This is a genomic window from Bacillus sp. N12A5 (assembly GCF_026790125.1).
Taxonomy (GTDB): Bacteria; Bacillota; Bacilli; order Bacillales; family Bacillaceae; genus Bacillus.
In genome coordinates, this window is the sequence record NZ_JALAMR010000021.1 from 69,812 (window position 1) to 91,858 (window position 22,047).

Sequence of the window (22,047 nt, forward strand, 5' to 3'; positions counted from 1 at the left end):
TACATTAATGCATACTCTGTGATTGTTTCTTTATGATGACTGGAATGCAGAAAAAAATGACGTTGACAACAAAAAGGAATATTTTGTTATATCAATAGATGATATATCATTTATTGATATAGGGAATGAGGTGACCACTTGCCAAAGCAACGTCCGCAGGAAATGGATCAGCTTACAGATCCAGCCTATTATATTATCTTAACATTGCTGAAACCAAAGCACGGATATTCGATCATGCAGGAGATTGAAGACATGACCGATGACTCCTTCACGATCGGCCCGGCTACCTTATATACATTGTTAAAGAAACTGCTGCAGGAAGAGATCATTGAGCTTGTCAACAATGACAACCCGCGCCGCAAAGTGTACCAAACCACCTTGCACGGCCAAGAACTACTCAAAAAAGAAATTCAGCGCAGAAAAGTGATGGCTGAACACGGAGAACGCGCTTTTCAACAATTGAAAGGGGATTCATCATGAAACAGAAAAAATATATGATGTCTGAAGGATTGGCGTTTTCAGAGGAAAAGGACATGAAGAGACTCAGCGATATGGCCAGCAAAGGCTGGGTGCTCGATTCATTTGCGTTTATGGGGTATAAACTTAAAAAAGCTGAACCGCAAAACCAGATCTACAGCTTGGACTATCGTGCCGTCGATGATGAAAGCATGGATGAATACCTTGACATATTCGAAAATGCCGGATGGGAACATGTTTGTTCTGAATACACCACACATATCTTTGCCGCCGCACCCGGAACGGTGCCGATTTACTCCGACCGTTCAACTATGATTGATAAATAAAAACAAAGTGAATTTACCCTTCGTTATATCACATTGTTCATGCTCTGTCTTACTGCGGCTGTCACTGTCATCAGGAATACGTTTATTTCTGGTGAAGCTTCCATACTTCATAACGCCATACACGTCCTTTTTGTCTTTCTCATCGCCATCACTATCCCGGCTACCCTTACTTACGCAGCCGCTGTCTTCAGAATTTGGCGAGTCAAACGCAGAAACCCCAACCTTGAGTGAAGGCTGGGGTTTTGCTATTTAATATACAGAAGCGAATGTATAATTAATTGTTTTTTTAGTTCCTGTATTACTGAATTTAAATCTGTATTTTGTTTTATAGCTCTTAGATGCTTTACTGTAGCTCAAGTTGGTATAACCCTTTTTCTTTGCATAAAACGTTTTAATGGTTTTCCACCCTTTACTTGTCTTCTGTTGCATCTCGGCTTTTATGTTCCCGCTCCCAGATCCATTTGCATTTATGCTTGCATTCGTTCCTTGACCTGAATAAAAAATCTGAAATGTAGGTGAGTACGTATAGTTTTTGAATGAGCCTGAATGGTAATGGGTAGTCCAAATACTGCCTCTTTTCACCCAATCTTTTGCTTGAGCTTTGTTACCGGCAAGATCTATCGCTGTAAAGCTTGTCAATGCGATAACAAAAGCAACGAAGGTCATGATCAATTTCTTCTTTTTCATTATGTAATTCCTCCCGCTCTCGTATAGTTCTTTTATCATCTTTAAATATGATAATCATGATTAGAAGATGATGCATCCTCCTAAAATACTAAATTATGGAGATTTATCATGCATCTCGCGTACATTATGACTATAGACTCATTTCTTTAGATTCATTTCCTGCTCTGCTTGAGGACGTTTGGAAATAAAACAAAAGCAACTGCCTTCGACAGCTGCTTTTATCATTCGATATTCTTTACATTTGAGAATTCTCAGCAACCACATCCGCCTTCCCCTGCCTCCTGACAAGCGTCAAGGCCATGCCCGCAAAGATCAGTACGATGCCAAGCGTTTGATAGAGGTCAGGGCGGAAGCCTGTGAAGACGGTATCGAGCACGATCGCGACAGCCGGATCGAGAAATACAATAATTGAAATAAATTTCGTTGATAAAAATCGTAAACTGTCAAAAAACAGCAAATATACAATACCCGTATGGATGATGCCGGTAGATACCACCATAATCCATTTTCCCTGAGATAGGTCAGCAAAAGCGCCGAAGTGAATAAACGGAATCAGGATGATCACCCCTAAACCGGTTTGCAGGAAGGTGGTCGTGTATGGACTGAGGTTGTGAATGCCTTTTCCCAATAAAGTGGTGAACGCATAAAACAGTGCGGCGAGAACTGCCCAAATGATTCCTGATCCCATCAGCTGTGACAATGAAGTGCTGCCGTTAATCCCGGAAATCAGCGCAGTTCCCAGAAAGCAGATGATAATGGAGCTGACGGAGATGACATGTAATTTCTCTCTATAGATGATGCTCCCCAGGAGAAGAACAAGCACCGGGGCAAGGTGATAAACGGAGATAGCAATTGTAACGGACGTTTCTTCAAAAGACTTAAATAAGAACACCCAGTTAAATATAAGAAAGAAACCGCACGCCAATGTTTGCAGCACGTCTCTTTTGCTCCACTTTTCGATTTTATACTGGCCCGACACCAGCCAGCAAAAGCTTAAAAATAACGTCGCGCATAGGCAACGGACAAAGACCAATTCAAATGACGGCAGATTGGTATGCTCTGAGAAAAAGCCGATGGAGCCGAAAATCACCATGGAGATGACCATTTTGATTACGGCTGTTGATTTTTGTTTTGGCGTGATTGAGAGATCTTGCTGCATCAAGCGTATTCTACCTCCAGTACTCCTTCCTAATTTATAATTTTGATGATTTACTTTAGTATGTTAGTCTTAATTACTTTCATCCATTACCATTCAATCACGTTATTTCTTTATCAATTGAACGCCGCAGGGAACATAATCCTGTTACTTTTGAAAGCACAAGCTTTATGCTCTTTCCTTGAACCATACTCAAACGAATAAAGTCATTTATTTGATTTGAAAGTATGGAACTACAATAAATAAAGAAGCCAATACGACCAATGCAATTATTATAGCTGTATATATACTTTTTATTAAAACGCCAAAAACCATGAGTAATAAAGGCATTAATAAAGTGAATACTCCCATTATCAGTAGTATTATTCCCATTCTTTTTGATAACTTATCCTTATCACCTAAAAAAGTGAAGGAATTGTAATTTATTATAAGAACTAATACTTTTTTTACCCCTATTAAATAGGCGAATAATAAACATATAAGTCCGCCAATAATATAGTTTATCAATCTCTTTCACCCTTTATAACGTCTTCTAAAAATTGTTTTGAATCAAATCCTAACTCTGCATCTGCTTGTTTTTTTATTTCTGTTTGATTGTCTAAAAAGATCTTATATCTTGGACTTATTTTATACAACATATTACTAAATTCACTTCCTTCTTTTAGGTAAGGAAGGTCTTTTCCTTTATTTGCTTGTGTAATAAAGTTCTCTTTATACTCTTTATTTTCCTTCACACTTTTTACTAAATTTATTAATGTATTTTTTTGTTGTTCAAATAATTCAGGATCTTTATTAATTATTTTATTAACAAAGTCATAATTGTTCTTCTTAAAACTCTCTAACTCATGCTCATTTTCCATAATTAATTTCATTATTGGATGATTATCATCTACTTCTTCAATATCATCAAGATAGTTAACCAAATTTAACCAATATGATTGTTTACTTTCGTTATCAATAGTAACTTCTAAAAAAGGTTCAAACATAGCAACAACGAATTCACCAAATTTGCCTGGAAACATTCTTAAAATTTTATCCATTATATATTCTTTCTTTTCCTGATCTTTCAAATGCAAAGTGTCTTCTAAAATTTTCACCTTATCACTAAAGTCATCAATTTCATTTACATTCTGTATAAGAGTCTCTGTTAATAATTTTTGTTGCTCAAGTAGCTTTAAATTTTTATTAATTTCATTTAACTGTTCATTTAATAATTCTGGGAGCCTTCTTTCTCCTTTCAGAAGAGATTTAATCTCTTTTACAGGCAGGTGGAGCAATCGAAGAGAGGCAATTAAATTCAACTGAGAAATCACTTTTTCAGAATACTCTCTGTATTGATTTATGGGATTTTTATTAACTTCAATCAACCCTTCAGATTCATAGTATTTAATCGCTTTTTTGGTTAATCCTGTTAATTCAGATACTTGTTTTATATTCATGAAATTCACTCCTTAGAGATTTTTTCATTTTTATCTTAAAGGTACCCGTGAGGGATATGTCAATAAAAAAAGGATCTTAATTAAAAATTAAGATCCTTTTATAGTTTAATTTAGCCTTTCCACCATATTTTTAACAAGCATTTCATTCATCAAAGATGTCTTATCATTAGTTACAGTGGAGGCAACTACCACAGCTCCGGCCACAACAGCTACCCATATAGCAGCTACTGCCGTCCATGTAACAAATGTAACACAAGCTCCTTCGGCAGAGTCAACTTGAGTATTTTCAGAAATGTTCGGATCAATTTTCTTTAGGATTTTTCCACTTCTCGTAAGAAGTTCTTTTACTTCTTTAGGGTCTTTGTTTTCGTAAATGGCTTTCTCTAAATTATTGAAGTAGTTTGGATCTACTTCCTTCATTTCTGCGATTAACTTAAGAGCTTTTCTTTTTGATTCCTTTGTAGACAATTTTTCTAAATTCTCTTTACTCCAAACTTCCGGAAAAAGTTTTGCTACTTCTCCTTGACCAAAGGCTACTCCAGCATAAATTTCTTCACCAGAAAATTTATGGTTTTCGATAGCCTCTACAGAGTTAAAATTACTTGTAATTGATGAAACTAACAGCACGAATAAAATGAATATTAAGTTTTTTCTGTTAATAATTTTCCCTTTCATTTTCCTTTTCCCCTTTCCCCATTAATAATTAAGAATTTTTTGTTTATCCCCCCTTTCAGATAAACTCCTTTTTAAGTTAAGTTGTTTCAACTTGAAAGGTTTGTTTAGAGGTCTTAAATATAAGATTAAAATACTGCACATAATCATAGAAAAACTAATCAGTCCAAACATAACGGCAAAAATGTCATGCATAAGTAATCCTATATAGAATAAAAAGTTCCAACCTTTTTTGGGCGCCAGGATAGCTGCAAACAATAGGAACTGAACAAGCAATGTTCCCCAAGTAGCCACAACAACAAATTTACTAGTAATTATAAATTGAAATATATGAAGGATTGCCTCTGGAAAACCCAACATTAAGTGTTGGGAATAGTAATAAACTGCTGTTCCATTAATCCAGTCTTCCTCACCTAACTTAGCTACGAAAGAATTAAAATATAAAATAGATACTTGTACTCTTATTACAACAAATGAGACCAACGCTATCATCCTAGCATAAAACTCACCGTTGGTATCAATATCATTTACTTCATTATTATACCAATGCCATTTCCTAGAGTCCGTTAATGTTATTGGCAGGAGTAATAAAGTAAAAACCGCATTTACCTGTTCACCACCATCAATTGTTAATGCAGAAACCTGTAAACTATAACAAATCCACCAATGAATAATCCCAGTGATTCTCGGACGCCAGCCAGTCGCTATAATCAGCAATAACAGCACACAAATCCAACGTACTATATTAAGATGAAGATAATCATTTGAAGTAAAGCAAAAAACACTTGGTATAGTTTTGGGACAATAAGGATAAGTAGCTATTCCGCTAGCTGGTCTAAAAAACACACTGGCATCATTAAAAATTAAAGTTAGCGCTGTAGCCAAAGCCATTAAACTTCTAGATATACCATAAACGTTTGTCCAAGGATAGTTGCAATTAACCCACTCAAAAATCCTCTCATTTAATGTCTTAAAAACACTTTGTTTTAAGAACATGTAACTTCAACTCTCAATACTTTAGATTCTTTTGAAATATTACTTCCTCTCTTATTGCTCCATGCCCAAGGAATTAGTGTTTCTCTGGACAAACCTAAATTTCCGCATAAGGATGCTTTAGGTGTTTTATTGTTTATAGTGACTACAGTATCAGTCTTTTTTAAACAAGATATTGTTCCGTCTTTACAATCTTCCCATTCTATTGATTTTGGAATCTGTTCGATTAAATACCCCAACTCAACACCTTGTGCTCTACCATGTCTATATAATCCAAACACATTTTTAAAACTATTATTAGGCCAGGAAACTGCCTGTGAGTACGTTTTTGTTTCATAGACATTTATCATTTCTTCTCTGGGATTTTTGCTAAAAAAACCCCAGCCTTGAGGATACAAAGTTTTCATAAGACTTTGTTCATCAATATTTGGAGACAATGGGTTTGTAGGTAGAACTGCAATGATCGACTTTCCTATAAAAATTATCCATACAGCAGAGATAACTATTAACACTATGGAACTCCTATTTTTTAATGAACTATTATTCATATCAAATCTCCTGTATCTTTATTATTTTTTATTATACATATATTTACATGGATTAAAAAGGTAAATTAATACTGTATTTATTTGGATATTAAATCGCATTATTATTTACAGTTAGTTCTTAAAACTATATTAAAGTCCTTGTTACTAATTTATGATTACTCATTTTTAGATAATATATATTACCAAACTAAAAAAGAGAGCTTATTAGCTCTCCTTAAATATCTTAATATTAACTTCTATATTAAATTGTTTTATTTTAAATCGCTAAATTCTCCCCTGAATCTTCTCCACAAATTCTATAAGATACCCCGACTGAATTTTCGATCTGATTTTCTTTATTCTATCGAACAATCAAAACCGGGCAGGTTGATAATTGAGACACTTTGTGGCTGACGCTTCCAAGCATCATTTCTTTCAGGCCGCTGATCCCCCGGCTGCCAACTACAATCAGGCTGATGCCTTTCTCTTTTGCGTGAGTGAGTATCTCATGTGCCGGCTCGCCATTCGCGTAAATGATTTCAGCTTGAACACCGTTTTCAGCTGCTTTTTCTCTTGCATTCTCTAGGATCTTCAGGCCCTCTTTTTTAACCTCGTTCCTGATTTCATCAATAAAGTGCTCAGGCACATAGACAATTCCCGTCAGAGAAGAAGTCGTGACGACGGCTTCTCTCCCCACATGAAGGATGCTTAGTTCCGCTCGCTGCTCTTTTGCCAAATGCACTGCGGCATCAAGCGCTTTTGCACTCATGTCTGATCCGTCAATCGCAACTAACATTTTGTTAAACATGCTCTTCCCGCCTTTCGGACTGTGGGTGGTTCATCTTTCTCTTTTATTGTCCGCCTGCTTCCGGTTATTGTCAATTGATGCGCATGCACTTTCAAAAAGTTGTCAGAGACTCTCTCCGTTTGTGGCGATGACCTGCTGATACCAGCTGAAGCTTTTTTTCTTGATGCGGTTAAATGTTCCATTTCCTTCATTGTCCCGGTCCACATAAATGAAGCCGTAGCGTTTTTTCATTTCCGCAGTGGATGCACTGACAAGGTCAATTGGCCCCCATGATGTGTAGCCGATTAAATCAACGCCGTCCGCAATGGCTTCCCGTGCTTCAATTAAATGTTCTCGCAGATAGTTGATTCTGTAATCGTCCTGGATCGTGCCGTCCTCGCCAACTTTGTCCACAGCGCCAAGGCCGTTTTCCACAATGAACAGCGGCTTTTGATAACGGTCGTATAAGGTATTGAGCGTGATGCGCAAGCCTTTCGGATCAATCTGCCAGCCCCATTCTGATGATTTCAAATAAGGGTTTTTGACTCCGCCCAGCAGGTTGCCGCCTGATTTTGCAAGATCTTCCGGATCGGTGCTTGCCGCCATCGACATGTAATAGCTGAATCCGATGTAATCCACCGTATGTTCTTTCAAGATCTCTTCATCGCCTTCAGCCATTTCAATTTCAATATTGTTTTCTGCCAGGAAGCGCTTCATATATCCTGGGTACGCGCCTCGTGCCTGCACATCTGAGAAGAAAAGTGTTTTGCGCTCATTCTCCATTGCCGCGAAGACATCCTCCGGCTTAGATGTCATCGGGTAGGTTGTCGTAGCTGCAATCATACAGCCGATTTTCGAATCAGGAATGATCTCGTGTCCCGCTTTAACGGCAAGAGCACTGGCCACAAATTGGTGGTGTGCCGCCTGGTACATCGTGTTTAATTTGTTTTCGCCTTCTTCAAAAACAAGGCCCCCGCCGGTAAACGGCGCATGGAGCACCACGTTAATTTCATTAAACGTCATCCAATACTTCACTTTGTGCTGATAGCGTTTGAAAACCGTTTTGGCATAGCGTTCATAGAACTCGATGACTTTGCGATTCTTCCAGCCGCCATAATTCTTCACTAAACCGAGCGGCATTTCATAATGAGAAATCGTTACAACAGGCTCAATATGATGCTTTAACAGTTCATCAAACAGATCATCATAAAATGTGAGTCCCTCTTCATTCGGCTCCTCTTCATCGCCATTCGGAAAAATTCTCGTCCACGCAATCGACGTGCGGAATGCCTTGAACCCCATTTCAGCAAACAAGGCGATATCCTCTTTATAACGATGATAAAAGTCAATTCCAGTGTGATACAGATTCAAGGAAGTCATTGATTCATCAAATGGAGACATGATACCGTTCGGCGATACGTCAGCTGTCGAAAGCCCCTTACCGCCCTCGTTATAAGCACCCTCCACCTGATTGGCAGCAACGGCACCGCCCCATAAAAATCCTTCTGGAAATCGTTTTGCGTTTGAACTCATATTGATCACCCCATCAGTTTTTTAGGATAAAGCAAGCAGCGCTTCTTTTGTCTGTACTTTGCCGATTTCTTTCACCGGCGAAAACGAATATTGGTCAGTGTTGGTCACGATCACCGGGGTAATGACGTCATATCCCGCGGCTTTAATTTGTTCCAGATCAAAGGACACAAGCCGATCTCCCGGTGCGACCTTGTCGCCTTCTTTGACGTGAGCCGTGAACCATTGTCCTTCCAGCTTCACCGTGTCCAATCCAATGTGTATGAGTATTTCAGCTCCCTGATCACTCGTAATGCCAATTGCGTGTTTTGTTTTAAAAATGGTGGTAACGCTTCCACGAACAGGCGACACAACTTCTCCTTCTTCAGGCTCAATGGCGAATCCTTTTCCCATGATCCCGGCAGAAAACACTCCGTCTTTGACTTCACTTAATGCTTTCACTTCTCCCTTAATCGGGCTGTGAATGATCTCTCTGCTGCCTTTATGCACTGCCGGCTGCTGGCTGCCGTCAGAAGGCACATCCTCGAATCCAAGCAAATACGCAGCTGCTGTTCCCGCCGCAAATGCAATCACAAGACCGATCATCGCGTAAATAAACGTTGGGCCAATAAAGACAGGGATGCTCGGCAGGCCTGCATTCCCTCCGACGATATAGGAAGCAACACCCGTCATGCCGTAAAACGCGCCGCCGGCTGCACCGCCAATCAAAGCGGCTGCAAACGGCTTTTTTAATCGCATATTCACGCCGTACATCGCAGGTTCTGTAATTCCCATCAGCGCCGTAATGCTTGTGGTAAGCGCAAGTGATTTAAATTTTTTGTTTCTGGAGCGAAGGAAGACGGCAAATGATGCCCCAGCCTGCCCCATATTCGCCAAAAACATGGCCGGCAGTAAATAATCATGGCCGTTTTGAGCGATGTTGTTGATCATGATCGGCACAAAAGCATAGTGCATGCCTGTCATAATGATTAAAGAGAATGTACCCGCCAGCAAAATCATCGCCACAAGCCCTGCATGATCAAACAAATAATTGACGCCAGCAGACAAGTATTCTCCTAAAATAGCGCCAAGCGGACCGACTGTAATCAATGTCAGCGGCACGACAATCAATAATGTGAATGTTGGAACCACAATCAATTTGAGAGACGCGTGTGTGAAACGGTCAATCCATTTTTCTACGTACGTTGCAATCCAAATCGCCAGCAAAATCGGAATAACGGTTGACGAATAAGTCGCAGCGGTTACAGGAAGCCCGATAAAGGAAATCGGTTTCCCCGCACCGAGCAGGGCTGTCAAGTCCGGATGGAGAATCGCCGCCGCAATGGCAGCCGCTACGTACGGATTGCTTCCGAATTTTCTGGCCGCACTCATCGCAAGCAGGAGCGGCAGGAAGTAGAACGCGCCGTCCCCGACAGCCGTCAAAATGACATGAACCTGGCTCTTCTCCGCCATCCAGCCAAACGTAACCGCCAGCGCAACAAGCCCTTTGATCATCCCCGCTCCCGCAATCGCAGGCAGAATCGGGGTAAACACACCAGAAATCACATCAAAAACCGCACTCAGCACATTCTTTTTCTGAGAAGATGAACTGGCGCTTTTCTCATCACTGAGATTGCTGTGACGCACAATCGCCTGATACACCTTCGGCACATCGTTTCCGATAATGATTTGAAACTGCTCGCCGCTGATGTTGGTGCCCATCACACCCGGCAGCTGCTCCAATTGGCTTCGATCCGCCTTCGCGTTGTCATGAAGATTAAAACGCAGCCTCGTCATGCAGTGAATCACGCGCTGAACGTTTTCTTCACCGCCTACGAGTTGTAATATGTCTTTCGATAATTTATCATAATCCATGTGTATACCTCCTTTTTATGGGGGGACTGCTGGATGAAAGGTGGCCGCCTTTCATCCAGCTTTTTTTCTATCAAATGCCGCATCACCTCCTAAAAGAGAATAAAAAAAACCTAAATGGCACAGATTGCGAGAGTCTCCTCCATCTGCACCATTTAGGTTTTGCCTGCTTTCGCAGTAACAATCCTGACGGGTCGCTTTATTTGTTTGTAGGTATACTTTAGCACTAGATTTGCGGGATGTCAACGCTTTCATTTTCGGTTTTTGAATTAGTATTTTACTATTTAAATAACATTATTTCTAATGTATCTAGCTCTACCACAATAGGTTCATGATAGCTTTCAACTAGATTGGTTTCAGAATATACACGCAAAACTTCTTTTACAAAAGTATGTCTATGTTCTCTTTATCATTTAAAAATTCGCCTACAAAATAGATATGAGCTTCTTGATTTACTCTTTTTTCTAATACTAAATCAATAACTTTCTCGACCTGTTTTTAAGCTTAGTTTCGCTACATCTCGCTAATTTCTACTCTAAAGATTTATCTCATCACCCAAAACTCGAAAGTGATAGTCCACAATCAAGGCTTTATCTTCTTTGCTAGTTTCATCGAATTCAGTTTTTAATAAAACCCCTCACTTATTATTTTGAGTTTTTTAAAACTCAGGATAGGACTTGCTTTGTCCACCCAAAAGTTATTTAAAAAAGCCTTGATTGGCACTTTGCCAATCAAGGTAAAACAGTTACTACTCTAAAGCTGGGGTCTACTAGGAAGAAAACCGTAAGGCCCTGAAAACTATTCAATTAAAATATAGTTTGAAGTGAGATATTTATAATCAGGAATATCTTCTAACTTGAAAAACTCTTAGTTATTTTATCTTAAATTATCATATAACATTTGTATTAAGTCCGATATAGATCTCAGTTTCGATATCTTCATATTCTTTTATTATAACTATAAGAATGTGTTTCTGTGCCAACAACTCTTTTGGTGTTATCCTTGTAATTTAAAATATTGAGATAAATTATTCATATACTTATCATAATCATCGTCTTTACATTTATTCATAATAGTCTCTACAGTAGAATTGACAGTTTTTATATTAAAATCTCTCATTATGAAATATCCATGGCCTAATTCAATTTCAGTACTTTCAAGTATCTTATCCAATCTTTTAGGGCTAAGAACGTTAAAAGTAAACAAATCAGAAGCACCTGGTATATCGTGTAATCCTACGTCAAGTTCAAATGAAACGTAGAAATCATCAGCGTCTTCACCCCAATTTTCATAATCCTTAGTTAAAGCTTTAATTTCTAACATAATTATATCCCACCTTTTAATCTAAAATATCAACATGTACGTTTCTTAATTCTGTTTTTGATCCTACAACTGTAATCTCATTCTCAGTAAAGTTTGCTCTCCACATTTTTTCTTTTGGTTTATATTGCAATCTAAAAGCTCTCATTTTATCTACACTTTTGTATCCTAAAAAATTTCCTGCTTTATCATACATTTTTTCTGCTCCTTCACCAACCCATCCTTTTCCTGCATCTAGTGCATTCTGACGTGTTGAACTACCAAGGGTTGATAAACCTTTGGGTGAATTTTTTATTCCTATAACAGTTTGGGAAGAGCTTAAATTATCTACATATCCGGGATGCCACCACTTACTATTAACGCTACCCTTAGAAGTTTTCTTCTTTACATCTCCCTTTATATCTTTCTCCGCAATATGCTTAGCCACATCTGTGACAACACGCTTCCCGCCTCGAACCGCCAATTTTTTAATAGCGCCCTGAGGACTTACCCACTCAACAAATTCATACTGCGTTCCGGCAAGAAATGAATCAAGTGGCTTAGCTCCGCCTACTTTATCCTCTGGTATGTAAGACACTTCTTCTAGCCGCTTTTTCCCTCCAGCGTAGAATTCTCTTACGATCTGGCCGTTTTCATATACATAATATTTACCGCCGACGTAGTCGATGTTTGCAGTATCGCGAGTTAGTTCGTCAATCACTTCTATCGTATCTATCTTTTTCAATCCTTTATGATTATATAGTTTATCATTTATCACCCGTATGTCTCCATAGACTTTCGGGTGGGCTGCTGCTTCTTTCTTTAATACAGTTAAATTACTGTCATCAGCATGAATCTCGCGCTCGATCTTCTGTTGTTTGTCATCCTTCATCACGGTATCAACGTTGGACTGCTTATGTTTCCCTAGCTTCTTCAGCATCATCTCCATCGGAGAATCATCCGCCTGCTTCATTTGCGGGTTAATCGCGCCGAAGGTTTGGTTGATGTTTTCTTCTTCCTGTGATTTCAGGATAGAGCCGCTTTTGTAGCCTGTGATTTCAATTTTCGGACCGGTGTACATGGTTTCGAGCTGGTCTATATATTTTTTCATCGTTTGTAAATCTGATTTTGCGGTTTCTAGTGCTTGGGTTTGCTGGCCGTCAAATTGAAAGAGCTTATTCAGGGTGTCTGAAATCAGTCGCTCAGCCTGTTCTGTTTTATAAAAAAACTCCAAAGACACTTCTTTGGAGGGGAAAAATTTATTTTCTATTGAGCATTTTATTTGTTACTATATAACCTAACACTAAACAAAAAATTATCATAATTAATCCAATTGCATACATTATTAATTTCTCTTTAATTGAAAATCCCTCTATTAATAAAATAGCAAGAGTCCATGTAAAAAGTAAAAATAGGGAGAAAAAAAACATGATTTTTTTTCTGAATTTCTTCCAGAATTCCTCCATCTATTTTTCCTCCTCTATAATTTCATTTAACTTATCTCTTAACAATTGGTCTTCATTATCAGTATATCCCTCATAAATTATCTTTTCTATCATTTCTTCATCAAAGAACACATTGAAGTTTTCACTAATGTTCCCTTCTGGATATGGGACTGCGACATAATCAAATTCCTTTCCACTGGATGACTGTATCTGATGTCTACCGAAAACCATTACAAGTTTTTTCATATTTTTTAACTTTACTATAGTTCCTATTGGAAACCAATTTCTAATCCGACTCATTTCTATATACTCCTAAGGATTATTTTTTTAACTTTTTAAGCAGTATTTTTTTTCTAAAAATATAAATTCCAAATGGGAACAAAAAGAAAAATACACCATATGAAAAACCAGCAATAACATATAACTCTATATCGTTAACTTGATTTGTATTTGCTAACCAAATTGTCATTATGGTAAGAAATATACCAGCTATAGGGAAAACAATCTGCATTATCAATAATGCTTCATTTATTTTTCTTAATAAAAAGTCTTCATTCATCTTCCTTATCCTCATCCTCTATACCTGCCTTAAATGAAATTCCAACTCCATCAGCTATATAAACTTCAAAACCCTCGTTAGCCGAAGCGCCTAATCCTAAACTTCCTATAGAAAACCCTACACCGATGTACGGATTTTTATTTTCTATTCCAAACCATTCTTCTAAAGGCTCATAACCAAACCAATTTAGAGGGGACGCAGTTACTCCTACTTCAGATACGCTAGCCGATCCTCCTAGACCTCCTCCAGTATTCGAAACATTCGCCTCTACCCCTGCATGAAGTAATTTAAATTCAAGAGCAAGTGGCGATTTTTCATGGTTAATCACTGCATTAATACCATTAAGTTCAGCAGAACCGCCAATCATATCACCAGATAATAAAGTATTAAAAACATTAGAAAATCTCGGAATCGAAAATTCTGCACTCCCTCCCAAAGCAGTAAAATAAGTTTCCGATTTCTTAATTTTTTTAACTTTTTCTTTTTTGTTTTTATCCTTTATAGCCTTATTCGTATCAAAAAGGCTCATATCAATTTTTGTATTAACTAATTGTTCATCACTAATTTCAAAAAGTCCTGAAATATTTCCTGTTCCATAGAAACCAAGGATTCCGTTTCTTTCTTCTTTAATTTTAACACGATAGTCCATAAATTTTTTATATAAATCAAGGATATTTTCATCCCTGTTCCCAGCTATACTTTGGATTTCAGGACTGTTTATCGTTTCGTTATAATCACCTATGTCTCTTTTTGCAGTAAAAATTGTTGTTTGAATGTTGTTTGTGTTGCCTTTGTCTTTTTTTATATGACTAGCTTTGTTGCTAATTTTATCTTTTAGCTTCTCAATCATCATCTCCATCGGTGAATCATCCGCCTGCTTCATTTGTGGGTTAATCGCGCCGAAGGTTTGGTTGATGTTTTCTTCTTCCTGTGATTTCAGGATAGAGCCGCTTTTGTAGCCTGTGATTTCAATTTTCGGACCGGTATACATGGTTTCGAGCTGGTCTATATATTTTTTCATCGTTTGAAAATCTGATTTTGCGGTTTCTAGTGCTTGAGTTTGATGGCCGTCAAATTGAAAGAGCTTATTCAGGGTGTCTGAAATCAGTCGCTCAGCCTGTTCTGTTTCCATTCGGAAAAAGGTATCATTGACTGTCGGCAGGCTGACGATGTGATCTATGGCTGATGTCTGGCGATTGACTGCGTCAGTGAGCTGCTCTGTCACTTCTCGTGCATGCTTGACCCCATGTCTCGCATCGTGTGAGAGAAAAGCCTCTGCGATCATGCCGTGGGAGTCAGATTCTACAGAGGAAATCGCATGCTGTGTTTGTTTCAGCACTTTTTTGTATTCGTCGATAAACATGCCAAAGAAAAGGAGAAAAGGCTTGTGGCACTCCTCGTAAAAGGTCCGGATGGCATCTCCGCCTTTTCCTTTCAGCGCATCCTTCATGCCTGCCAGATGCTCAACGCTTTTTTCCAGCTTCTCCAGCTGTTGTTTTTGCTTGTCCAGTTTCTCAATCGTATGCTGAATGCCCTCGTGAAGAGCGTGGACATCTAATGTTTTCAATCCCTTGTCCTCCCGCGCTTTATTTCATGGAAGATGATATGTTTTCGTCCGTTTCCTTCATGGCGTTTACCGCGCTTTCCGTTTGTGCGATATGCTTGGCCAGAACAGACGCATATGCTTCAGTGAGCTCTTTGATTTCCTTATTTAATTGCTCGATGGACTTCACAACATTCAAATGGTTTCTGCCTGAGAGATGGCCGGGCAAGGAGGACTTGAGTTCAGCTGAATTCTTGAGCTGAGAAAGCCCTTGCTTCACTGTGCCATACACCATTTTAATTTCCTGTGCCATTTGTGCTCACCTCACTTTTTATGTTTTTCCTTCTCTATTTCATGCTCTATCCTCGTAATTTGGCGTCTTATAGAATAGACATCGCCCTCTAATGAGTGGATTTTTCCTTCTATGCTTTCGATGATTCCGCTGACTTGATCGCTTTTGATTTGCTGATATGCTTTGTTCATTCCTTCACGAATATCTTCAAACCGCTGAGCATGTGTTCCTCTCCATGCCTCCCGGTTAAGATGAGGCCGGTGAATGAGATGCTGGGCCTCGGAGAATTCGTGTTTGATTTGCCTGATTTCGTGCAGCACTCGTTTTAACTGATGGATCTGTTCCTGTTTTTCATGTAAGTCGGCTTTTACCGAATGTAACAACATTTCACTATGCATGCCGCAACACCTCGTGTTTCTATCAAACTGTGTCAATTCTTTACAATACAGACTATTTTCATATTACATGATGGGTCATATTGGATAAATAGGTAAAAAGGATTGTCTTGAGGAACGTTATCCCGGTTCTAAATAGCTAAAAATTCGATTTCATAACTTTGTAAGAGGGAGAATCATCATAATGGGGACTTTTCGTTTAGGTCTTGAACCCCGCTATCACTTCTGTTTTTTCTCTCGCTCAACCATTTCTTATAGTCAATAAAGCTCATAAAAAAGCGCCTTCTAGAGAAGGCGCTTCTCCATCTTATTTAGATCCCCATACAGCCTCACCGTTGCCATTCAACACACTAAACGTCATGACGTTCTTCTCTCTCACCGAATCCCACTGGCGTAAAAATACCCCGTTATACTTCTTGCCCGCTAACGTGATGTCGGCTGTATTTTTTCCGGTTTTCTTCCATGTTCCGGTCATTTCCCCGGAAATGGTATGATTTTTGTTGAGCTGGATGTTGATGGTTTGTTTGATGTCGGCTGAGATATCTTTTCCATGCAGGATGACTTTGTATGTTCCTGTAATGTCTTTTTGTTTTACTTCTTTCAGTGTTTCGCCTGCATAACGATATGGCGCTGTTACCGGCCAGCCGTCTTTGTTCATGAACAATTGGTGGACTCTGACTTCGTGTTCTTCACCCCTGCCCGGGAAGCGGGTGTGGAAGATTAAATAGGAACGCCCGGTTTTTTCGTCATAGTATGCGGAGTTGTGGCCTGGTGAGACGTACCCGGTGCCTTTTTCATTTTTTGTTTCAAAAGTGTAGCTGCCCATGAGTTTGACGCCATAAGGTTCGATGGAACGGTCGTCGAAGAATGTGCCTTCTTTGCCGCGAACGTCGAGCATTGGATTCCCTTCTGCATCATAGTAAGGGCCGTCCGGTTTCTTGGAGCGGGCCACACGGATGTTATAGCCGCCTGTTGCACCGAGACCGCCATATGATAGGTATAAGTAGTAGTATTTGGTGTCTGGATTGTAGAGAACATACGGGCCTTCGATTCTGCTGTGGTTGCCGCCGAGCAGTTTTTTGCCATATCCCTGTCCAGGAAGCGGGAAGCCCGTTTTTGGATTCATTTCAAGAATGAAAATGCCGCCTGAGTATGATCCGTACACCATCCACAGCTTGCCGTCTTTATCAAAGAAGGTATGCGGGTCAACGACATTCGGGTGTTTGGTTGCGTCATACGGTGTTCCATCGCTGCTTGTGCCTTCCATGCCTGATTTCAAAAAGATGCCTTTGTTTTTGTATGGCCCTTCGATGTTGTCAGCGACTGCAACACCCATGGCGGACCTAGGCGAGTCGCCGCGGCAGGCGTTGTAGTACATGTAGTATTTGCCGTCCGCCAGCTGCGTGACGTCAGCCGCCCAAAGGGTATCGGATTGCGCCCATTCGAAGGTATCTTTTAATTCTTCGTAGACATTGGGAATCAGAGGATTGTTGTTGCTTACACTGGTGGTCAGCTGCTTCCATTGCATGAGGTCATTTGTTTTTGCTGAAGCGAGATGAGATCCAAAAACATAAAAGGTGCCATTTGTTTCAATGATGGAAGGGTCATGGACGCTGACTTCTTTAAATACTGGTTTTTGTGCATAGACGGAGTTTGGGAGGGTGAAGGCCATGATAAGAGCTGCAAGAAAACATACACGGAACAATCGGTTGAACATCTAAACAATTCGCCTCTCTTTTTTATTAAATTTTAAACGCTTACATTTCTCTATGAAGATACCCCGGCCTATTAAAACAGCCGAATGTTTTCATATTCAAACAGATAGGTGATTTCTCACTGTTCTCTTACATTGTCTGGCTATTTGCGCAGAACTGCTGCTTGCATATCCTCTCCTTCATAGTTCAACTCTTTTGCTGTTTCTCCTTCTTTCATCACTCTGTTTTTCATTCGCGTACATGTAATAACTGATTTGTCCGTTTTTGTAAAGTCGTCGACTGTGATACAGCCATTTCGTTGTCGGCGTTTTTTAAGATGATGCCTGATTGCTCGTCAACACCGGAGTCAGTTGGCTTGGCGGTGCTGAGGATGTCATTCGGCTGGCTCTTGAGAAAATGCCTTGCGAAAAATGCGACTTCGTAAACGCATATTGAGAGTAAGACAGCCGCCGCTTGCCTCCTGTCTGGCTATCGTGTCTGCGTCGCGCTATTACAATAGCAATCTAACTTGTTAAAGACTGTAAAAAACCTTTTGACTTCTGCTGCTGAACCAATTAATATAATACTCAGTTAATAGTTATCAGAATTTTTAGGAATTGAGTGATTCATATGACACTGCATAAAGAGCGTCGGATCGGACGGCTGTCTGTTCTCCTGCTGCTGAATGAGGCGGAAGAGAGTACGCAGGTTGAGGAGCTGGAGCGAGACGGCTGGAAGGTCTGTCTCGGCAAGGTAGGATCAATGGACGCGCATAAAGTAGTAGCCGCAATTGAAACCGCTTCCAAAAAGAGCGGTGTCATTCAATCTGAGGGTTATCGAGAGTCACATGCGCTTTATCATGCGACGATGGAGGCTTTGCATGGCGTGACCAGGGGTGAAATGCTGCTGGGATCGCTGCTTCGGACGGTGGGCTTGAGGTTTGCCGTTTTGAGAGGAAATCCTTATGAAAGTGAAGCGGAAGGCGATTGGATTGCTGTCTCGCTTTACGGAACAATCGGGGCACCGATTAAAGGTCTTGAGCACGAGACATTCGGTGTTGGAATTAATCACATATGAAACAGCCCATAGATCTTAGGCGATAGGGGGCTATGCGTGAAAACAGATGTTCACAGCATAGCCCCTTTTTGTATGGGCGCTTTACCAAAGTAAAGACAAAGGAGTTGGGCTTATGGTGACTTTAGACGGTTCTTCATTGACAACAGCCGATGTCGCTCGTGTGCTGTTTGATTTTGAAGAGGCAGCGGCTTCCGAGGAAAGTATGGAGCGCGTGAAAAAAAGCAGAGCGGCTGTGGAACGGATTGTACACGAGGAAAAGACAATTTACGGCATCACCACCGGATTTGGCAAATTCAGTGATGTCCTGATTCAGAAAGAAGATTCGGAGGCGCTGCAGCTGAATTTAATCCTTTCTCATGCCTGCGGAGTCGGTGACCCTTTTCCTGAGTGTGTTTCCAGGGCAATGCTGCTTTTGCGCGCCAATGCCCTGTTAAAAGGCTTTTCCGGTGTACGCGCTGAGCTGATCGAACAATTGCTTGCCCTCTTAAATAAACGCGTCCATCCTGTCATCCCCCAGCAGGGATCACTTGGCGCAAGCGGAGATCTAGCGCCGCTTTCCCATCTGGCTCTTGCGCTGATCGGGCAGGGAGAAGTCTTTTTTGAGGGGGAAAGAATGCCGGCAATGACGGGCTTGAAAAAAGCCGGTATTCAGCCGGCAACTTTGACATCCAAGGAAGGGCTTGCCTTGATAAACGGAACTCAGGCTATGACTGCAATGGGAGTGGTTGCCTACATTGAAGCTGAGAAACTAGCCTATCAAACAGAGCGCATTGCCAGCCTAACGATTGAAGGGCTTCGGGGAATTATCGATGCATTTGACGAGGATATTCACTCGGCCCGCGGCTATCAGGAGCAGATCGATGTCGCAGAACGAATTCGCTTCTATCTGTCTGACAGCGGCCTGACAACCTCCCAAGGAGAACTGCGGGTTCAGGATGCCTATTCATTGCGCTGTATTCCGCAGGTACACGGTGCGACTTGGCAGACACTAGGCTATGTCAAAGAAAAATTAGAGATTGAAATGAATGCAGCTACAGACAATCCTCTTATTTTCAATGACGGTGACAAAGTGATTTCCGGCGGAAACTTTCACGGACAGCCGATCGCCTTTGCCATGGATTTTCTGAAAATCGCAATATCAGAGCTTGCGAATATCGCAGAGCGCAGGATCGAACGCCTTGTGAATCCGCAGCTGAATGACCTGCCGCCGTTCCTGAGCCCTCATCCCGGACTGCAATCCGGTGCGATGATCATGCAGTATGCCGCAGCCTCACTCGTTTCTGAAAATAAAACACTGGCCCATCCTGCAAGTGTTGATTCTATTCCGTCATCCGCCAACCAAGAAGACCATGTCAGCATGGGAACCATCGCCGCTCGGCATGCTTATCAGGTGATTGCAAATACAAGAAGGGTCATTGCCATCGAAGCGATTTGCGCATTGCAGGCGGTTGAATACAGAGGCATAGAACATGCAGCGTCCTATACGAAACAGCTTTTTCAGGAAATGAGAAAAGTCGTGCCGTCCATTCAGCAGGACCGTGTGTTTTCCTATGACATTGAGCGCTTGACTGACTGGCTGAAGAAGGAATCTTTAATACCTGATCATCAGAATGAAGAACTAAGGGGGATGAACATATGACTGATGTAAAAAAATCAATCCGTGCCAACAGAGGAACAGAGCTTGAATGCTTAGGATGGGAGCAAGAGGCAGTGCTTCGGATGCTTCGAAACAACCTTGATCCGGAAGTCGCCGAGAAGCCGGAGGACCTCATCGTATATGGCGGGATTGGCAAAGCCGCACGAGACTGGGACGCGTTTCACGCCATTGAGCAATCCTTGAAAACACTAAAACATGATGAGACATTGCTCGTGCAATCCGGAAAGCCGGTTGGCATGTTCCGTACACACCCGCAGGCCCCGCGCGTGCTTTTAGCGAATTCTGTTCTTGTTCCAAAGTGGGCAGACTGGGAGCATTTCCACGAGCTTGAGAAAAAAGGGTTAATGATGTACGGACAGATGACGGCAGGGAGCTGGATTTACATTGGTTCACAGGGCATATTGCAAGGAACATATGAAACCTTCGCTGAGCTCGCGCGACAGCACTTCGGAGGCAGCTTAAAAGGAACATTGACGCTGACAGCCGGTCTCGGCGGAATGGGAGGCGCCCAGCCGCTCTCTGTCACGATGAATGAAGGCGTCGTCATTGCCGTTGAGGTTGACGAGACACGCATCGACAAGCGGATCGAAACAAAATACTGCGATCGAAAAACAGCCTCGATTGAGGAAGCCTTAGTGTGGGCTGAAGAGGCAAGGCAGGCAGGAAAACCTCTATCTATCGCGCTTCTCGGAAACGCGGCTGAGGTCCATCACACACTTTTGAACCGAGGCGTCAAAATTGATATCGTGACGGATCAGACGTCCGCCCATGACCCGTTAATCGGTTATGTTCCCGAGGGCTATTCACTTGAGGAAGCTGACCGTTTGCGCCAAGACACTCCAGAGCTTTACGTGCGCCTTGCGAAGCAAAGCATGAAAAAACATGTCAAAGCCATGCTGGCATTCCAACAAAAGGGCTCTGTTGTATTTGACTACGGCAACAATATCCGGCAAGTCGCAAAGGATGAAGGCCTGGAGAACGCCTTCGATTTTCCGGGGTTTGTCCCTGCCTACATCCGCCCCTTATTCTGTGAAGGAAAAGGACCATTCCGCTGGGCGGCGCTGTCCGGTGATCCGGCAGATATTTACCGTACGGATGCGTTATTAAAAGAACTGTTTCCGGCAAATAAAGCCCTTCACCGCTGGATCGATATGGCACAGGAAAAAGTCACGTTCCAAGGCTTGCCGTCCCGTATTTGCTGGCTTGGATACGGAGAACGAAAAAAGATGGGCCTTGCCATTAACGAGCTGGTCAGAAGCGGGGAGCTAAAAGCCCCTGTTGTCATTGGAAGAGATCATTTGGACTGCGGTTCTGTCGCCTCTCCAAACCGGGAGACAGAAGCGATGAAGGACGGAAGTGATGCTGTCGGCGATTGGGCTGTGCTCAATGCGCTTGTGAACACGGCGGCGGGTGCAAGCTGGGTTTCCTTCCACCATGGCGGCGGCGTTGGAATGGGCTATTCCCTGCATGCCGGCATGGTCGCCGTTGCCGATGGAAGTGAGCTGGCTGACGAGCGGCTCGCGCGGGTCTTAACGAGCGACCCAGGAATGGGCATTATCCGCCATGCGGATGCGGGTTATGAACGTGCCATTGAAGTAGCGAAAAAACAAGACATTATCGTGCCGATGCAAAAATAAGGGA

At 41.4% G+C, this 22,047-nt stretch carries 21 protein-coding genes and 4 pseudogenes; 5 read left to right on the forward strand and 20 right to left on the reverse strand.

Annotated elements, in window-relative coordinates; translation table 11 throughout:
* The first annotated feature begins 138 nt into the window (after window positions 1-138).
* Together MOC09_RS18685 and MOC09_RS18690 are read left to right on the forward strand one after the other, a co-directional pair.
* A complete protein-coding gene (locus MOC09_RS18685; RefSeq protein ID WP_268360146.1) occupies window positions 139-480 on the forward strand; it encodes a PadR family transcriptional regulator in 342 nt (113 codons plus the stop codon).
* A pseudogene (locus tag MOC09_RS18690) lies at window positions 477-800 on the forward strand (DUF2812 domain-containing protein); the annotation flags it as partial. The gene MOC09_RS18685 and the pseudogene MOC09_RS18690, both read left to right, overlap by 4 nt.
* Before the next feature lie 252 nt (window positions 801-1,052).
* Here MOC09_RS18690 and MOC09_RS18695 read toward each other — a convergent pair.
* The 20 genes and pseudogenes from MOC09_RS18695 to MOC09_RS18790 all read right to left on the reverse strand — a co-directional run bounded on the left by MOC09_RS18695 (window position 1,053) and on the right by MOC09_RS18790 (window position 17,987).
* Window positions 1,053-1,490: a hypothetical protein gene (locus MOC09_RS18695; RefSeq protein WP_268367222.1), complete on the reverse strand. Its 438-nt coding sequence runs from the start codon at window positions 1,488-1,490 to the stop codon at window positions 1,053-1,055.
* A gap of 235 nt (window positions 1,491-1,725) precedes the next feature.
* Window positions 1,726-2,649, reverse strand: coding sequence for a DMT family transporter (locus MOC09_RS18700; RefSeq protein ID WP_268360407.1), 924 nt, complete (start codon window positions 2,647-2,649; stop codon window positions 1,726-1,728).
* Window positions 2,650-2,856: 207 nt separating this feature from the next.
* Complete coding sequence (locus MOC09_RS18705; RefSeq protein ID WP_268360406.1) at window positions 2,857-3,153, reverse strand: hypothetical protein; 297 nt, start codon at window positions 3,151-3,153, stop codon at window positions 2,857-2,859.
* The gene (locus MOC09_RS18710; RefSeq protein ID WP_268360405.1) at window positions 3,150-4,085 is read right to left on the reverse strand and encodes a MerR family transcriptional regulator; all 936 of its coding nucleotides are present in this window, start codon (window positions 4,083-4,085) and stop codon (window positions 3,150-3,152) included. Before MOC09_RS18710 ends, MOC09_RS18705 begins: the two co-directional genes overlap by 4 nt.
* A 105-nt stretch (window positions 4,086-4,190) precedes the next feature.
* Complete coding sequence (locus tag MOC09_RS18715) at window positions 4,191-4,760, reverse strand: sporulation delaying protein family toxin (RefSeq protein ID WP_268360404.1); 570 nt, start codon at window positions 4,758-4,760, stop codon at window positions 4,191-4,193.
* 21 nt (window positions 4,761-4,781) lie between these two features.
* Complete coding sequence (locus MOC09_RS18720; protein ID WP_268371480.1) at window positions 4,782-5,753, reverse strand: sporulation-delaying protein SdpB family protein; 972 nt, start codon at window positions 5,751-5,753, stop codon at window positions 4,782-4,784.
* On the reverse strand, window positions 5,744-6,298 hold the full coding sequence (locus tag MOC09_RS18725; protein ID WP_268360402.1) for an SdpA family antimicrobial peptide system protein: 555 nt from the start codon (window positions 6,296-6,298) through the stop codon (window positions 5,744-5,746). The genes MOC09_RS18720 and MOC09_RS18725 overlap by 10 nt, the downstream gene beginning before the upstream one ends.
* Before the next feature lie 340 nt (window positions 6,299-6,638).
* Complete coding sequence (locus tag MOC09_RS18730) at window positions 6,639-7,085, reverse strand: universal stress protein (protein WP_268371482.1); 447 nt, start codon at window positions 7,083-7,085, stop codon at window positions 6,639-6,641.
* A gap of 102 nt (window positions 7,086-7,187) precedes the next feature.
* Complete coding sequence (bglH, locus tag MOC09_RS18735; RefSeq protein ID WP_268371484.1) at window positions 7,188-8,597, reverse strand: aryl-phospho-beta-d-glucosidase; 1,410 nt, start codon at window positions 8,595-8,597, stop codon at window positions 7,188-7,190.
* A 21-nt stretch (window positions 8,598-8,618) separates the two neighbouring features.
* A complete protein-coding gene (gene bglP, locus MOC09_RS18740) occupies window positions 8,619-10,448 on the reverse strand; it encodes a PTS beta-glucoside transporter subunit IIABC (protein WP_268371505.1) in 1,830 nt (609 codons plus the stop codon).
* Window positions 10,449-11,441: 993 nt separating this feature from the next.
* On the reverse strand, window positions 11,442-11,768 hold the full coding sequence (locus tag MOC09_RS18745; RefSeq protein ID WP_268360398.1) for an Imm8 family immunity protein: 327 nt from the start codon (window positions 11,766-11,768) through the stop codon (window positions 11,442-11,444).
* Window positions 11,769-11,784: 16 nt separating this feature from the next.
* Window positions 11,785-12,972 (reverse strand): annotated as a pseudogene (locus tag MOC09_RS18750) (T7SS effector LXG polymorphic toxin); the annotation flags it as partial.
* Window positions 12,973-13,003: 31 nt separating this feature from the next.
* Window positions 13,004-13,210 carry a hypothetical protein gene (locus MOC09_RS18755; RefSeq protein ID WP_041850331.1) on the reverse strand — a complete coding sequence of 69 codons (207 nt, stop codon included), beginning with the start codon at window positions 13,208-13,210 and terminating at the stop codon, window positions 13,004-13,006.
* Window positions 13,211-13,489, reverse strand: coding sequence for a DUF4176 domain-containing protein (locus MOC09_RS18760; RefSeq protein ID WP_268360397.1), 279 nt, complete (start codon window positions 13,487-13,489; stop codon window positions 13,211-13,213).
* A 19-nt stretch (window positions 13,490-13,508) separates the two neighbouring features.
* Window positions 13,509-13,748 (reverse strand): hypothetical protein, encoded by a 240-nt coding sequence (locus MOC09_RS18765; protein ID WP_268360396.1) that lies wholly within the window; start codon window positions 13,746-13,748, stop codon window positions 13,509-13,511.
* Between the two features lie 834 nt (window positions 13,749-14,582).
* A pseudogene (locus MOC09_RS18770) lies at window positions 14,583-15,315 on the reverse strand (ribonuclease YeeF family protein); the annotation flags it as partial.
* A 19-nt stretch (window positions 15,316-15,334) separates the two neighbouring features.
* Complete coding sequence (locus tag MOC09_RS18775) at window positions 15,335-15,604, reverse strand: YwqI/YxiC family protein (protein WP_087961391.1); 270 nt, start codon at window positions 15,602-15,604, stop codon at window positions 15,335-15,337.
* Window positions 15,605-15,615: 11 nt separating this feature from the next.
* Entirely contained in the window at window positions 15,616-15,981 is a 366-nt protein-coding gene (locus MOC09_RS18780; RefSeq protein WP_003218945.1) for a YwqH-like family protein, read from the reverse strand.
* A gap of 304 nt (window positions 15,982-16,285) precedes the next feature.
* Window positions 16,286-17,695, reverse strand: a complete 1,410-nt coding sequence (gene abnB / locus MOC09_RS18785) for an arabinan endo-1,5-alpha-L-arabinosidase AbnB (protein WP_268371506.1) — start codon at window positions 17,693-17,695, stop codon at window positions 16,286-16,288.
* A gap of 140 nt (window positions 17,696-17,835) precedes the next feature.
* A pseudogene (locus tag MOC09_RS18790) lies at window positions 17,836-17,987 on the reverse strand (hypothetical protein).
* A 315-nt stretch (window positions 17,988-18,302) separates the two neighbouring features.
* Here MOC09_RS18790 and hutP point away from each other — a divergent pair.
* From hutP to hutU, 3 genes are all read left to right on the forward strand, one after another.
* Window positions 18,303-18,749 (forward strand): hut operon transcriptional regulator HutP, encoded by a 447-nt coding sequence (hutP, locus tag MOC09_RS18795; protein ID WP_003243875.1) that lies wholly within the window; start codon window positions 18,303-18,305, stop codon window positions 18,747-18,749.
* A 112-nt stretch (window positions 18,750-18,861) separates the two neighbouring features.
* Entirely contained in the window at window positions 18,862-20,388 is a 1,527-nt protein-coding gene (hutH, locus tag MOC09_RS18800) for a histidine ammonia-lyase (protein ID WP_268360394.1), read from the forward strand.
* Window positions 20,385-22,043: a urocanate hydratase gene (gene hutU, locus MOC09_RS18805; RefSeq protein ID WP_268371508.1), complete on the forward strand. Its 1,659-nt coding sequence runs from the start codon at window positions 20,385-20,387 to the stop codon at window positions 22,041-22,043. The genes hutH and hutU overlap by 4 nt, the downstream gene beginning before the upstream one ends.
* Window positions 22,044-22,047: the final 4 nt, after the last annotated feature.

Coding starts and splice junctions, on each gene's coding strand:
- MOC09_RS18695 (WP_268367222.1), bottom strand. CDS start 1,490: ATGAAAAAGAAGAAATTGATCATGACCTTCGTTGCTTTTGTTATCGCA.
- MOC09_RS18700 (WP_268360407.1), bottom strand. CDS start 2,649: ATGCAGCAAGATCTCTCAATCACGCCAAAACAAAAATCAACAGCCGTA.
- MOC09_RS18710 (WP_268360405.1), bottom strand. CDS start 4,085: ATGAATATAAAACAAGTATCTGAATTAACAGGATTAACCAAAAAAGCG.
- MOC09_RS18715 (WP_268360404.1), bottom strand. CDS start 4,760: ATGAAAGGGAAAATTATTAACAGAAAAAACTTAATATTCATTTTATTC.
- MOC09_RS18720 (WP_268371480.1), bottom strand. CDS start 5,753: ATGTTCTTAAAACAAAGTGTTTTTAAGACATTAAATGAGAGGATTTTT.
- MOC09_RS18725 (WP_268360402.1), bottom strand. CDS start 6,298: ATGAATAATAGTTCATTAAAAAATAGGAGTTCCATAGTGTTAATAGTT.
- MOC09_RS18730 (WP_268371482.1), bottom strand. CDS start 7,085: ATGTTTAACAAAATGTTAGTTGCGATTGACGGATCAGACATGAGTGCA.
- bglH (WP_268371484.1), bottom strand. CDS start 8,597: ATGAGTTCAAACGCAAAACGATTTCCAGAAGGATTTTTATGGGGCGGT.
- bglP (WP_268371505.1), bottom strand. CDS start 10,448: ATGGATTATGATAAATTATCGAAAGACATATTACAACTCGTAGGCGGT.
- MOC09_RS18745 (WP_268360398.1), bottom strand. CDS start 11,768: ATGTTAGAAATTAAAGCTTTAACTAAGGATTATGAAAATTGGGGTGAA.
- MOC09_RS18755 (WP_041850331.1), bottom strand. CDS start 13,210: ATGGAGGAATTCTGGAAGAAATTCAGAAAAAAAATCATGTTTTTTTTC.
- MOC09_RS18760 (WP_268360397.1), bottom strand. CDS start 13,489: ATGAGTCGGATTAGAAATTGGTTTCCAATAGGAACTATAGTAAAGTTA.
- MOC09_RS18765 (WP_268360396.1), bottom strand. CDS start 13,748: ATGAATGAAGACTTTTTATTAAGAAAAATAAATGAAGCATTATTGATA.
- MOC09_RS18775 (WP_087961391.1), bottom strand. CDS start 15,604: ATGGCACAGGAAATTAAAATGGTGTATGGCACAGTGAAGCAAGGGCTT.
- MOC09_RS18780 (WP_003218945.1), bottom strand. CDS start 15,981: ATGCATAGTGAAATGTTGTTACATTCGGTAAAAGCCGACTTACATGAA.
- abnB (WP_268371506.1), bottom strand. CDS start 17,695: ATGTTCAACCGATTGTTCCGTGTATGTTTTCTTGCAGCTCTTATCATG.
- hutP (WP_003243875.1), top strand. CDS start 18,303: ATGACACTGCATAAAGAGCGTCGGATCGGACGGCTGTCTGTTCTCCTG.
- hutH (WP_268360394.1), top strand. CDS start 18,862: ATGGTGACTTTAGACGGTTCTTCATTGACAACAGCCGATGTCGCTCGT.
- hutU (WP_268371508.1), top strand. CDS start 20,385: ATGACTGATGTAAAAAAATCAATCCGTGCCAACAGAGGAACAGAGCTT.